General features: G+C 68.5%; 10 protein-coding genes. All 10 read left to right on the top strand.

Annotated elements, in window-relative coordinates; genetic code table 11:
- Positions 1-29 precede the first annotated feature (29 nt).
- The 10 genes from eccCa to eccE all read left to right on the top strand — a co-directional run bounded on the left by eccCa (position 30) and on the right by eccE (position 13,540).
- The gene (gene eccCa, locus FEK34_RS25110) at positions 30-3,980 is read left to right on the top strand and encodes a type VII secretion protein EccCa (RefSeq protein WP_249359592.1); all 3,951 of its coding nucleotides are present in this window, start codon (positions 30-32) and stop codon (positions 3,978-3,980) included.
- 92 nt (positions 3,981-4,072) lie between these two features.
- Positions 4,073-4,399, top strand: coding sequence for a PE domain-containing protein (locus FEK34_RS25105; protein ID WP_138451638.1), 327 nt, complete (start codon positions 4,073-4,075; stop codon positions 4,397-4,399).
- Positions 4,400-4,432: 33 nt separating this feature from the next.
- Entirely contained in the window at positions 4,433-5,800 is a 1,368-nt protein-coding gene (locus FEK34_RS25100; RefSeq protein ID WP_138451636.1) for a PPE domain-containing protein, read from the top strand.
- Between the two features lie 28 nt (positions 5,801-5,828).
- Positions 5,829-6,140, top strand: coding sequence for a hypothetical protein (locus FEK34_RS25095; RefSeq protein ID WP_138451633.1), 312 nt, complete (start codon positions 5,829-5,831; stop codon positions 6,138-6,140).
- A gap of 47 nt (positions 6,141-6,187) precedes the next feature.
- Positions 6,188-6,502, top strand: a complete 315-nt coding sequence (locus FEK34_RS25090; protein ID WP_014349634.1) for a hypothetical protein — start codon at positions 6,188-6,190, stop codon at positions 6,500-6,502.
- Positions 6,503-6,522: 20 nt separating this feature from the next.
- A complete protein-coding gene (locus tag FEK34_RS25085) occupies positions 6,523-7,395 on the top strand; it encodes an ESX secretion-associated protein EspG (RefSeq protein ID WP_249359590.1) in 873 nt (290 codons plus the stop codon).
- Positions 7,396-7,429: 34 nt separating this feature from the next.
- On the top strand, positions 7,430-8,947 hold the full coding sequence (locus tag FEK34_RS25080; protein ID WP_249359588.1) for a MinD/ParA family ATP-binding protein: 1,518 nt from the start codon (positions 7,430-7,432) through the stop codon (positions 8,945-8,947).
- A complete protein-coding gene (eccD, locus tag FEK34_RS25075) occupies positions 8,944-10,479 on the top strand; it encodes a type VII secretion integral membrane protein EccD (protein ID WP_138451629.1) in 1,536 nt (511 codons plus the stop codon). Before FEK34_RS25080 ends, eccD begins: the two co-directional genes overlap by 4 nt.
- A complete protein-coding gene (gene mycP, locus FEK34_RS25070) occupies positions 10,479-11,834 on the top strand; it encodes a type VII secretion-associated serine protease mycosin (protein WP_138451627.1) in 1,356 nt (451 codons plus the stop codon). The genes eccD and mycP overlap by 1 nt, the downstream gene beginning before the upstream one ends.
- Positions 11,831-13,540, top strand: coding sequence for a type VII secretion protein EccE (gene eccE, locus FEK34_RS25065; protein WP_249359586.1), 1,710 nt, complete (start codon positions 11,831-11,833; stop codon positions 13,538-13,540). The genes mycP and eccE overlap by 4 nt, the downstream gene beginning before the upstream one ends.
- Positions 13,541-13,556 lie beyond the last annotated feature (16 nt).

The raw sequence follows: 13,556 nt of genomic DNA, 5'->3' as shown, positions 1-13,556 counted from the left end.
GGATGATCCGCGGGCCCAAAGCTCCCGCGGTGACCGAACTCCGGTTGCAGCCGCCGACCGAACTGCCCAAGCCTGTCCCGCCGTCCAAGCTCAAGATGATTCTGCCGGTGGTCATGGTCGCGGCCATGGTCGGCATGATGGTGATGATGTTCCGCAGTGGGATGCCGACATCACCGATGATGCTGTTCTTCCCGCTGATGATGGTGGTGTCGATGTTCGGCATGGTCGGCGGCCAGTTCTCCGGAGGCGGCGGAACGTCCGCGGCGAGCCTCAACGAGGAACGCAAGGACTACCTGCGCAGTCTCACCGACAACCGCAAGACCGTGCACGACGCCGAAATGGATCTGCACGCCTTCCTGCGCTATACCCACCCGGGTCCGGCCGAGATCGCACGGCTGGTCGGCGGCAAACGTATGTGGGAAGTCCAGGTGGCCAGCCCGCAGTTCCTGCGGGTGCGGATCGGCCGCGGTCGCATCGCCAACCAGGTGCGGGTGATCGTGCCCGAAGCGGCGCCCACTTCCGATCTCGATCCGGTCGGCGTCGTCGAATTGACCAGATTCGCCAAGGCGTACTCGACCGTCGGCGGGATGCCGGTGGCGATCAATCTGCTATCCGCGCCGCAGGTCGGGTTCGATGGTGACCGGGCCGCGGTGGCGGGTTTGATCCGCGCGATGATCGCCGAGGCCGTCGTCTTGCACGGTCCGGACCAGGTGGCCGTCGCGGCGGCCCTGCAGGATCCGGATGCGCCCGAGTGGGCGTGGCTGAAATGGCTGCCGCATACTCAGCATCCCACCGCCACCGACGCGGTCGGCCCCGCAAGAATGGTGTATCGCAGCGTCGGCGAATTGCGCGCCAAGGTGCTGGCTGATCTCAACCGAGGCCCGTTCTCTGCCAACAGCGAGCCCGCGCTCGACCGCAAGCATCATCTGCTGATCGTCGATGTCGGCGGCCAGGCGAATGAGCGCGATATCTCCGGTATCGACGGCTGCACCTGGTTGCGGCTCGGACCAGCCGAGCAGTCACTGCCACGAGCGCTGAAATTCACTGTCGAGGAAGATCGTTCGCTCCACGAGGTGACGCCCCGTGGGCTGCGCCGGGTGGGCGTCGCGGACTCGATGTCCCTGCCCGCGATGCTGGCGCTTGCACGACGGGTGGCGCCGTTCCGGCTGTCCACGGTGGTGGAGGCGGTTGCCGCCGAACAGGCCAGCACCGGTACCTCCTGGGAGGAGATGGTCGGCGTCACCGACCCGGGCGACATTCGCATCGACCAGCAGTGGCCGGTGCGCCGGGACAGCGACCGGGCGCGCCTGAACATCCCGTTCGGGCATGATCCGGCCGGCGCGGTCGTGCACCTCGATATCAAGGAATCGGCCGAAGAGGGTATGGGCCCGCACGGCATGTGCATCGGCGCGACCGGTTCGGGTAAGTCGGAATTCCTGCGGACCCTTGTGCTCTCCGCCGTCGCCACCCACTCACCGGACCAGCTGAACCTGCTGCTGGTCGACTTCAAGGGCGGTGCGACCTTCCTCGGCTTCGACCGGCTCTCGCACGTGACCGCCGTCGTGACCAATATGGAGGAAGAATCCGACCTGGTCACCCGTATGGAAGACGTGATCAACGGCGAAATGGTGCGCCGCCAGCGCATTCTGCGCGATGCGGGCAACTTCGCCAATGTCGCCGACTACGAACGGGCGCGCGAGCAGGGCGCGGATCTGGCGCCGCTGCCGACGCTGTTCATCATCCTCGACGAGTTCGCCGAACTGCTCGAGCACTACCCGGACTTCTCGAAGCTGTTCGTCGCGATCGGCCGCCTCGGGCGATCGCTACGCATCCACCTGCTGCTGTCGTCGCAGAAGGTGCCGGCGAACCGAATGGGTGAACTCGAGGCGCACCTGTCGTATCGAGTCGCCCTGCGCACCAACCAGACCAGCGACTCGCGAGACGCCATCGGCACCGCGGACGCCTACCACCTGCCGAAGAAGCCGGGCTCGGGCTATCTGCGGGTCGGCTCCGGTGATCTGCAGCGATTCCAGGCCACGTATGTGGGTGAGGCGTATACGCCGCGAGCGCTGGCATCGGCCACGAACGCCTCGAGCAGGGCCCGCCGCGCCGGTGGCGGATACCGGCCGCCGCAGCGATTCACCACCGGTCCGGTCGCCGATGTGCGACCCGCGGTGGTCGAGCGGGCGCCGGTGGCGGCCCAGCAACCGGACGCGACCGAGACCGAGCAGGTCACGGTCATGGAGACGGTGTTGCAGCAACTGGCCGGGCACGGCAGGCCCGCGCACAAGATGTGGCTGCCGCCGCTGAATACTCCACCGACCCTGGACCGGTTGCTCGAGGGGGCCGAACAGGGCTCGCTGAGCATCCCCGTGGCCCTGATCGATAAGCCGCGTCAGCAGCGCCAGGACAGCTGGACGGCCGATCTCTCGGCGGCCGGCGGGCATATGGCGATCGTCGGCGGGCCGCAGTCCGGCAAGTCGACGGCGCTGCAGACCTTCATGCTGGCGGCGGCGCTGACCCACACTCCGGAACAGGTGCAGTTCTACTGTGTGGACTTCTCCGGCGGTTCGCTGTCGGCCATGCGCACGTTGCCGCACGTCGGTTCGGTGGCGGGCCCGCGCGACCAGGACCGCATCAGGCGCACCATCGCCCTGATCACCAACCTGCTCGAGACGCGGCAGAACCTGTTCGCCGAGTACGGGATCGACACCATCCGGAAGTTCCGAACGATGCGCAACGAGTCCGGTGGCCGTCCGCCGTGGGCCGATCGCGATCCCTACGGCGATGTCTTCCTGGTCGTGGACGGCTGGGATATCGGCCTGTCCAACAACGGCCCGTACTTCGATGAGTACTCCGCGACCATGGAGCAGATCGCGCTCCAGGGCCTGAACTTCGGCATCCACCTGGTGCTGACCAGCTCGCGCTGGATGGCGGTGCGGCCCGCGGTCAAGGACATGATCCAGACCCGGGTCGAGATGCGCCTGGGCGATCTCACCGACACGACGTTCAACACCCACCGCAACGTGGTCTCCGCGATCCCCACCGACCGCCCCGGCCGCTGTGTGTCGGCCGAGGCGCTGCACATGTTCGTCGCGCTGCCCCGGATCGACGGGGTAGCCGAGGCCGAATCGGTCGCCACTGGTCTGGAAGCGGCGATCGGCGAGGTGCAGCGACGGTTCCCCGGTCGTGCGGCGCCGCAGGTGCGGCTGTTGCCCGCGCTCGTGGAATTCGACGAGATCCCGGCCACCCCCGCGCCGACGACGCTGGCGCAGCGGCTGGTGGTGCCCTTCGGCGTGCGCGAATCCGATCTGGGTCCCGCGACGATCGACTTCGGCATCTCGACGCACTTCATGGTGCTGGGTTCATCGGGATCCGGTAAGTCTTCGGTCATCGCGTCGATGCTGGAGTCGATCACCCGCCGGTTCACCGAGGACCAGGCGCGGATCCTGCTGATCGACTACCGGCGCCGCCATCTCGGCGCCGTGCCGGACAACATGCTGATCGCGCACGTCACCAACGAGCGCGACGTCATCGGCATCATGCCGGATCTGCTGGCGAAGATGGACAGTCGCAGGCCGCCCGACACGGTGACCACCCGCCAGCTCGCCGAGCGCTCCTGGTGGACCGGGCCGGAGGTCTTCGTCTTCATCGACGACTACCACATGGTGGTGCAGCGGGGTGCGTCCAATCCGCTCGATCCGCTCAAGCAGATCCTGGTCGACGGCCGCGATACCGGGTTGCACGCCATCGTCGCCCGCAATATCGCCGGTGCCGATACGGCGATGTACGACAACGTGATGGGTGGTATCCGCAACCTCAATTCGTCGGGCCTGCTCATGGATGGCACCCGGCAGGACGGCGCCCTCATCGGTGACGTGCGCGCGACCAAGCAGCCGCCGGGACGAGGAATCCTGGTGGAGCCCATGCTGACTCGGCGCGAGCTCGTGCAGTCGGCGTGGATACCTCCCCGGCTCTGAAACTGTGAGCCTTCCCACTGTTGGACATAACTTACCGTTCTACTCACGACCGCTCGATCGAGTCCGGTCACGGTGTTGATTGGAGTATTGCAATGACACTCCCTCTTCAAGTTTCGTCGTCCGCGGTGCGGTCGACCGGCGCCTCCTACGCAGTGGACCAGGCGGCGTTCGAGGCTGCGCTCTCGACCGCCGCACCTGGGACCATCTCGATGCCCGCCGCCCTCGACCCCGTCAGCAAAATGGCTGCGGCACGGTTCAATACCTACGCGGGTGACTTGCTGAAGGAAGTCGGCGATGGGTGCCTGAAGAGGCGGGACGGCGGCGAAGTGCTGGCCCCGGTCGCCACGGCGTACACCGATTCCGATATCGCCGGCGGTGGAACGCTGTCGGCGTATGGGTCCGTGGCCGGACTGCGCTGAGAGCGCTTCTCGGCGGAGAGTGGAGGGCCGACAGTGCCGATTTTCGCTGCGTTGTCGCCGCTGGCGATGTCCATCGCGCTGAATACCGGGCCCGGTCCGTGGGCAATGGAGCAGACGGCGACGGCCTACCGCGCCATCGCTCAAACCATGACCGTCGCGGTCGGCTGTTCGGAAGCGCATACCGCCGCGCTGGCCGCGAATTGGAAGGGCGATACCTCCAACGGCGCGCTTTCGGCCTATCGCAGGCACACCGCGTGGCTGCAACAGCAGGCCGACATCGCGAATCAAGTGGCTGTTCGCTGCGACGCCCAAGCGGCGGCATACATGCAGGCTCGGGCCATCATGCCGCGCCCCGAGGCGATCATCGCCAACCGGGCCCGAGCCGCGAGCTTGGCCGTCGGCTCGACGATGGCGGGGGCGAGCGCGGCGGCATTCGCGATCAATGAAGCCGAATACATGGTGATGCGGGCGCTGGCAGCTGCCGCCATGGCAGGTTATGAAGCCGAATCGCAGGCCAACGCCGCATCGCTGCCGCCGCCGATCCCGCCGCCGGCGATTACTTCGGCATCAGGTGGTGGCATGGTGCCACCCCTGACGAGCCTGTTGCCAGGATCGGGTGCGAACTCGTCGAACTGGGCCCCGGGGGGCCAGACCGGCGAGTTCGGTGGTGGTGGCTCGCAGTTCGATTCCTCCGGCGGTCAGGACGGTCGCCCGTCGTCATCGGGCGGGGGCAGCGGCGGTGGTGACGGTGGCGGAGGCGGATCGTCCGATGGCGGCGGTGGTGGCTCGGCCGATTCCGGTGGCGGCGGATCGAGCGGTGGCGACACCCTGCCTGCCGATGGCGGCGGCACCGGGCCGAGTGACGCGGTGCCGGGTGACCCCGGCCTGAGCGACCCGGTCGGCGCACCGGAAACGCTGTCGGACATGGGCGGAGTCAACGGGCCGGACGGATTCGGTCAGGGTGCGATGGAGGGCGATCCGGGCTTCCTCGGAACCTCGCCAGGGTCGACTACCTTGGCGGGCCTGCAAGGCGGGGTCGGCTCCGCCGTCGCCCTCAGCATGGTCCGCGGCGGCATCGGCGCGATGTCCGGAGCCGCAACCGGATTCAGGATGCCGGCGAACTGGTCTTTGCGCGCACCGGGCGCCACCTTCGGGGCGCCGGTGACCCCCGCCTCGGCGCCTCCGCCGAGGAATGCACCGCCGCGCGGGGCGATCGCGCCCAATACCCGTCGCCGCAGGCGCGACCGTGAGGAACTTCGGAAAACGGCCGCGGTGTACACCCCCGGCGAACCCCAGGAGGTGCCAGTACTGGAGAAACCCCCGGCCATCGGCGTCATCGAATATTCGGATGAGGTCGAGACACGAGACCAAGAAGTACTCGGCGAATCCGCCCGAGTGTGAAACAAGCACTGTCTGAAAGGATTTCATTATGGCGATGGGATACAACGGCTCACAGGGGGAGCTGCAAGGGTTCGCCGACAAGTTCTTCACCCACGTGGAAACCATGGGTGCGCACATGACGGTCCTGCGCGACTTGCAGGTGCAGTTCCAGGCGCCGCTGACCGGTGCCACCGGTAAGGCCACGCAGGACGAGTTCACCCGTGCGATCGAGAAGGGCACGCGGCTGCAGAACTTCCTGAACGAAGCGGTCGACGCCCTGAAGACCTCCGGCGCGCGCGTCGGCAACCAGGACATCGATGGCTCCGTCGCCGTCGGCAAGAGCACGAACTTCAACTTCTGAGAATTCGACTCGAACACCACTATTCGTTATAGAAGGGATGGAAGATCATGGCTGCTGGTGAATTGACCGATGACTATTACCGGGTAGACGAGCTCGTCACCGCCACCACCAATCTGCTCTCGCAGATGGAGCTGAACGACACCGAGAAGCGCACCTTGAGCAACATGGTTGCCGAGCACTTCCGCGGTGAGGGTGGTGAATCCCAGGCCCAGTTCCAGGCCCGGTTCGACAATCTCGTCAACGAGTACAACGGCGCGCTGAAGGGCCTCAAGGGCGCAGTCGGACAGGTCGGCGGCAGCGGCGGTGAAATGCACATCACCGACAAGGGCCTGCGCGGGTTGTTCGACGGGATCCTCGGATAAGGAGTGGTAGTCCACCAGTGGTGATTTCTTCGTCAGGATCGTATGTCGCCGGATCGGATGACACCGATCACGACCCGACCGTCGTCGACCTCAACGTCGACGCGGCGCTGGTATTGCAGGATCTCGCCGGGATCGACGACTATCCGCTGGTTCTGGCCCTGCTGCCGAACATCTATGACGAAGACGACCACGCACGGGTATACGCGGTCGTCCTCGACGAGCTCGAAGCCGCGGGCATCGTCGAGGACGGTCGCGTGCATCCGGTTGTCCAGCAGTGGTTGCACTGCTTGGACCGGCCCGATACCGAACTCGTCGTCCGCGTCATCGACAACGGTCGCGGCGGCGATGATCCGGCGATGCTGCGCATGTCGCTGGTGCGTCAGGGTGAGCAGCATGTGATGGCGGTGCGTTGTGATGACCATGTCATCATCCAGCCGGTTTTCTACGAAGGCCGGAGCCTGGACACGCTGGCCGCGGCCGTGGTGGCAGCGGTGGGACCTTGTCCGCCACTGGAATTCGAGCCACTGACCGCCACCGAGGAACAGTTCGGTGAGGTACCGTCCGAACAGACCGAGCGACGGCAGGCGCTGCTGGAGCTCGGTGCGCACCGGCACACCGCCGGTGTGCTCAGCAGGGTGATGGACGAGGTGGTCCGCCGCGCGGAGATCGTGATGTTCGAACATCACGACGGCGTCCAGGCGGTACCGAAGGTGAGCGCGGCAGTGCTCGACACCATGTCGGGCCGGATCGTTGTGACGCCGAGCGTCGCGATGGATGGGCAGCTGTGGACCACGTATCTGCCGGGTGACGATGCCGCGATCGGGACCGCTGTGGCGGCGCTGGTCGACTTGTTGCCCGGCCGGAGCTGGTTCGACACCACCCGCATCAGTTGACCGTCCCCAGAGCGGTTTCGGAGAGGACGAACAGATGAATCGCGCACCGACCACGAACGGTCATTCCGCGGAGCCCGTGCGGGCCCGCGGTGGTTATGACGCCTATTTCGCCCAGCAGGTGGATCTGCCGCCGGGGTCGGTCACCGGGGTGGGCGGGGCCGGTGTGAATCAGTCCTCCGACACCGCGGACGCGCCGAGAACCGGGGGCGACCAGCGCGCAGCGGCGCCGCAGCCGGGAAATACCGCGACGCCGCAGCCGGGAAATGCCGCTGCGCCCCAGCAGGTCTCGGTTCCTGGTGCGCCCAGCTCGTTGTCGCTGCCCACCAGCGACGTGCCGCCGGCCGCGGCCAACCCGGTGGCGGCCACCGAGCAGACCGCGGCCGGCCAGACGCGACCGGCGCAAGAACAGCAACCGCAACCGCAACAGCAGCAGCAACAGCAGCAACAGATGGGTTCGCAGCCCGGGTATCAGCCCGCGCAGCCCGGTCAGTTGCCACATCCGGCGACCGGTTCTGCCGCGCCACCACCCAACAACTGGGTGCCCGACCGCGTCGAAGTCACGAATGTGGATCAGTCGCGGGTCGAGGTGCTTCCGGTCGCGCTCACCTCGATCGAGTTGCTGGCCAACATCTCCGCGGCGAATCAGGCCCAGCTGCGGTCCAACAGCGGTGTGCGCGGCGCGCTGAACAAGGTGGGTTTCCGGCTCGGGCTCTCGCCGGCCGAGCAGCGCACCGAAGATCGCCGCAGCCGAATCCGGCGTCAGCTCAACAACACCTATCAGATCGCGATGATCAGCGTGAAGGGCGGCGTCGGCCGGACCACCACCACCGCGACCCTCGGCTCCACCTTCGCTTCGTTGCGTCCCGATCGCGTCGTCGCCATCGACGCCAACCCGGACTTCGGCGATCTGTCCACCCGGACGGTGCGCCACCCCTATGGGCTCACGCTGCGCGAACTGGCGCGCGATCCCAACCTCGGCGCCTTCTCCGCGGTGCAGTCCTACACCTCGGTCAATGCGTCGAATCTCGCGGTTCTCGCCTCGCCGTGGACCACCGAGGCCAATGAGGCGCTCTCGGGTCAGGAGTACGGCACCGGTGTGGAGATCCTGCGCCGCCACTACAACCTGCTGCTGGTCGATTGCGGTACCGGCGTGCTGGATTCGGCCACCCGGACGGTGTTGCAGACCAGCGATGCGGTCGTGGTCGTGACCCCGGCGACTGTCGGCGGCGTGACCGGTGCGGTGGCGACGCTGAACTGGCTGAGCACGCACGGGCTGGACCGGTTGATCGCGAAATCGATGGTGGCCATCGTGCACCACCAGCCGCTCAAGCCGACCGTGGACGTGGAAGCGATCGAGAATCTGTTCGCCACCGCCCAGCGGCCCACGTTCACCCTCCCGTACGACGCGCATCTGGCCGAGGGCGGCGAGATCGATCTGCGGCTGGTCACCAAGGAGACCAAGCTGGCGTTCGAAGAACTCGCGGCCGCGCTCGCCGACGACTTCCCGACTCATCTCGCCGGTGATCCCGGCCATCACGGAGGGTGGCGATGACCACTGTTGTTGCGCCGCCGTCGAGTTCGGCTCAGCCCACGGCGGCGCAGCCGCCCGCCGAGGTCGCGCGGGCCAGGATCGCGGTGCTCGTCGGCACCTATCAGGTCGACGTCGTGGTCCCGACGAAGTTCAGCATCGAGACCTTCATCGACGACCTGCTCGTCGTGCTCGCCGATGCGATAGACAACGAGAGCGTCGACTTCACCCCGGCGACCGGGCAGTGGAGTCTCGGCAGGCCGGGGGAGCCGCCGATGCCGCGCTGGCGCACGCTGGCCGATCACGACGTGGTCGACGGCACGGTGCTCATGCTGTCGGTGGTGGAATCGGCGGAGGTGTTCACCCCGGTCGTCGAGGACATCACCGATGCGCTGGCGATGATCAACGAGCGCGAGTTCGCCGAGTTCGACCCTCGTGCGTCGAGCATCGTCGGACTGGCGGCGCTGGGTGCCGGGGCGGCCGTGGTCGCCGGGCTGCTGTCCTGGTCGTGGACCGAGACCGGCTCATTGTGGTGGTGTGCGCTGCCGGCGCTGCTGCTCGGCCTGATCTGCTGGGGCGCGGCCGTGCGTTCACGCGCGCGCGAATCCGCGCCGCACATCTGCCTCGGACTGTCGCTGGCCGCGCTGCCGCTGTTGTTCGCGGGCGCGGCCATGCTGGTGCCGCCCGAGTACGGCGAGCCGGGGCCGTTCGCCGCCGCCAACCTCGCGGCCGGCGCGGTGGTCGTCGCGGTGGCCGCGGCGACCATGATCCGGTTGACGGGACTCGGGATCGCCACCCTGATGGCGGTGACGGTGACCGGCCTGACGCTCACCGCCGCCGCACTGCCGCTGACCTACTCGGATCTGGCGGTGCGCCAGGTATCCAGTGGCGCAGTGTTTGTCGGCCTGATCCTGTTGACGCTGGCACCCCGCATCGCCGTGGTGATCGCGCGCATCCGTCCACCGGATCTGCCGGACCCGGGCAACGAGGTGGCGCCCTCGACGTTGACCGGGATCTTCGACGCCGAATCCGGCGGTGACGGTGAACAGGACCGCGCGGAGGAGTCCGACCGGCGTGATGCGTCGACCGGCATCGAGAGCCGGGCCCGGCTGGCGGTGACGAGCCTGCGCGGACTGATCGTCGCGATCTCCAGCCTGCTGGCCGTCTCCTCGGTGATCACCTCGGCGGTGAGCCCCGGCGGAATTCGCGAGATCGTGCTCGCCGGCGCGGTGGCCGTGGTGCTGGTGCTGCGCTCACGCTGGTATCCGGATCTGGTGCAGGCGATCGCGCTGGTCTGCGCGGCCGCGGTGACCGTGGCCGGTGTCGGCTGGGTGCTGGTCGGCGCGTACGAGACGGCGCCTGCGCGACTGGTCGTCGTCACGGTCGTCGCGGCGCTCGCCATCGCCGCCTGCGTCGCGGCGGTGCGGATGCCGGGCAAGCGGCTGTCCCCGCCGACTCGTCGGGTCATCGACCTCATCGAATACGCCCACATCCTGGTCGTGCCGGTCATCGCCTTCTGGATCATGGGCATCTACACCGCCATGCGGGGGCTGTGATGCGCGCTGGACGCGTCGCCGTGGCGGCGCTGGCCGGGATCGTGCTGGCCATCGGCAGCGGGCCCGCCGCGGCGGTGGCGCCGCCGCAGGTGATCGTCGGTCCGCCGCCGCCCGATGATCCGCCCGGCCCGGAGTTCCCGACCAAGCAGGACAATGCGTGCCTGGCCACCGGTGTCCTGCCCGACAGCGATCTGTCGCAGGTGCCGCCGCCGGACCTGGCGCTGGACCTCGAGCGTGCGCGCTCGTTGAGCCGGGGCTCCGGGGTGACCGTCGCCGTCATCGACACCGGGGTGCAACCGAATCCACGGCTGCCCAACCTGGTCGGTGGCGGAGACTATGTCACCGCGGGCGGTGACGGCCTGTCCGACTGCGATGCCCACGGCACCCTGGTCGCCGGAATCATCGGCGCCACAGCCGATCCGGCGGACGCCTTCGCCGGGGTGGCGCCGGATGCGCGGATCATCTCGATTCGCTACCGGTCCGGGGCGTTCCGCGCCGAACGACCGGCAGGCGATCGGACCGCTCAGAAAACCACGGATATGCGCGCCCTGGCCCGGGCCATCACCAGGGCGGCCAACCTCGGCGCCGGTGTGATCACGGTGTCGCTGCCGGTCTGCGTGCCCGTCGACGAGCCCGCCGACCACGACATGATGGCCGCGGCCGTCGGCTACGCGACCCATGTGAAGGGGTCGCTCATCGTGGCCGGTGCCGGGAACACCGGCGCCGACGGTTGCCAGCAGAATCCGGAGATCGATCCCGGACGGCCCACCGACGAACGGAACTGGCGCGACGTCGAAACCATCTCGACGCCCGGCTGGTATGCGCCCACGGTCCTGACGGTCGGCTTCACCACCGCCAACGGCACGCCGATGCCGGACTCGCTGAACGGTCCGTGGGTGTCGGTGGCGGCGCCCGGCACCGGCATCGAATCGCTCGGGCCGGGTGGCACCGGGCTCATCAACGGCGTGGGCGCTCCCGGCAAACTGGTGCCGGTGGCGGGCGCGTCGTTCGCCGCCGCCTACGTCAGCGGGGTCGCGGCATTGCTGCGCTCGCGTTTTCCCAATGAGACCCCGGCCGAAATCGCGGCTCGTTTGCAGGCCAGCGCCCACAAGCCGGCCCGCGGGATCGACAACGTGGTCGGTGCGGGCGTGATCGACCCGGCCGCCGCCCTCGCCTACCGCACGCCGCCGGAGCCACCGCAGGGGCTGTTCGCTTCGGGGGCGCTGGAGATTCCGCCGCCACCGCGGGCCGAGGACGCGCGCCCGGCGGTGACCGCGACGGCCGTCATCGTCGCCGCGGCGATCCTCGGCGCGGGCGCGACATACGCCGGCAATGCCATCCGGAGGCGGCGGTGAGGTTTCCGAGTGTGCGCGTCGGCGGGGCCGAACGCGTCCCGTTCGCCGTGCTGGCGGTCGGCGGTAGCCCCTTCCTGGTGACGCTGTCGGTGCACACCCCGTGGTGGGCCGGTGCGGCCGTGGTCACGGTGCTGCTGGTGACGGTCACCGTCCGGGTCAACGGCCGGACCACCGTGCGCTGGTTGCTCGACTGGGTGGAGTTCCGGTCCGGGCGGGCGGCGCGAGCGCGCCTGCTGGCCGAGCCGCCGGACATCGAGGACGTGACGACCAAGACCGGGGCCTGCGGGGTGCGGCGGTCGGGCAACACGCTGGTCGCGATGATCCAGCTGGCCCCCGATCTGGACCTGCCCACCGTCATCGCCGATACCTCGATCTACACCGAGGACACGGTGCCGATCGATGCTCTGGTGCCGCTGCTGGATCAGTACGGCATCCAGGTCGATATCGACATCGTCACCACCGGGCAGCGGGTGCGCCCGACCGGCAGCTACAGCATGCTCTACGACCAGCTGATCGGCTCACATCCGGTGGTCGGCGACCGGCTGACCTGGCTGGTGGTGCGGCTGGATCAGGAACGGAACCTGCGGGTGCTCAACCGGCGTGGGCCGTGCGAGGTCGTGGCGCCCAAGGCGCTGGCCGCCGCGGCGCACCGCATCGCGGGCCGCTTGCGTGAACGCGGCATCCAAGCCCACGCCTTGCCCGACGCCGCCCTGCGTGAGGCCACGAGGCTGTTGCACGCGGGCGTGGAACTGCCGGATCTGCGGGAGACGTGGACACGGCTGGAGTCCTCCGCGCCGGGCCGCTGTGTCACCAGCTTCGTCATCGACTGGGATCGGCTCGACGGCGCCGGGCTCGACGACTGCTGGTCGTGGAACAGCGGGCGCACCACGCTGGTGGTGAGCCTGACCGCCGAGCGCGGTCCCCGCGCGCTGGTGCGCTTCATCGGGCCCGCGGTAGAGGCCAAGGACCTGCCCGACTACCTCAAGCTGATCTCCGGCCGCCAGGCGAGTGCGCTGCTGGCCACGCTGCCCGGCGAGCTGTCGGTGGACGCACTGCCCGCCGACGAAACCGGCAGCGATACCGCGACCCTGGAACAGCTGTGGGAGCTGCCGATCGCCATCGGCCCCAATGGCCAGATCCTCGGTGCGGTCAGCGGCCAGCCGCGGCATACGCTGGCGCTGCCGTTGTTCGACCCGGCGCGCTACAACCCGCGCCGGCGCTCGATCGACGTGCGGGCACAACTGTCGGTGGCCCAGCAGATCCTGTTGCGCGCGACGGTGGTCGGGGCCGAGGTCGAGATCCACACCAGCAGGCCGCAGCGGTGGCGTCAGCTGGTGTCGGCGGTCGGCGACCCGTCGACGCTGCGGTTGGCGGGCAACGGTGCGGGCCACGACAACGGCTCCACCTCTTCGGCGACGATCGCGGTCTTCGACCAGGTACCCGCGCACGCATCCGCTGCGCAGACCACCGTGACGATCTCCGAGCCGGGGACGCCGCGCAGGCGGGCCGCCGATCTGGCCATCGATCAGGTCAGTGCGACGGCGGTGGATGTCAGCATTCCGATGCGCCGGGTGCGGGTGGATCTGATCGAGCCGCGCGGCGAAACCCGCTACCTGGATGCCGCCGACCGGCCTGCCCCGCCCAGTGCTCCGGCGGGCTCCGAGGTGGCGTTGCTCGCACAGCCAGGTGGTCGTCGTGTCAGTTGAGTCATGGAGACGGTAG

Source organism: Nocardia cyriacigeorgica, from assembly GCF_005863245.1.
In the GTDB taxonomy this organism is placed as follows: Bacteria; Actinomycetota; Actinomycetes; order Mycobacteriales; family Mycobacteriaceae; genus Nocardia; species Nocardia cyriacigeorgica_C.
The sequence above is the reverse complement of the archived record's forward strand: the minus strand, read 5'-3'. Positions and strand labels throughout refer to the sequence as shown.

Excerpts from the sequence above, each read along its gene's own strand:
- FEK34_RS25105 (WP_138451638.1), top strand. The coding sequence starts at position 4,073 with ATGACACTCCCTCTTCAAGTTTCGTCGTCCGCGGTGCGGTCGACCGGC.
- FEK34_RS25095 (WP_138451633.1), top strand. The coding sequence starts at position 5,829 with ATGGCGATGGGATACAACGGCTCACAGGGGGAGCTGCAAGGGTTCGCC.
- FEK34_RS25090 (WP_014349634.1), top strand. The coding sequence starts at position 6,188 with ATGGCTGCTGGTGAATTGACCGATGACTATTACCGGGTAGACGAGCTC.
- FEK34_RS25080 (WP_249359588.1), top strand. The coding sequence starts at position 7,430 with ATGAATCGCGCACCGACCACGAACGGTCATTCCGCGGAGCCCGTGCGG.
- eccD (WP_138451629.1), top strand. The coding sequence starts at position 8,944 with ATGACCACTGTTGTTGCGCCGCCGTCGAGTTCGGCTCAGCCCACGGCG.
- mycP (WP_138451627.1), top strand. The coding sequence starts at position 10,479 with ATGCGCGCTGGACGCGTCGCCGTGGCGGCGCTGGCCGGGATCGTGCTG.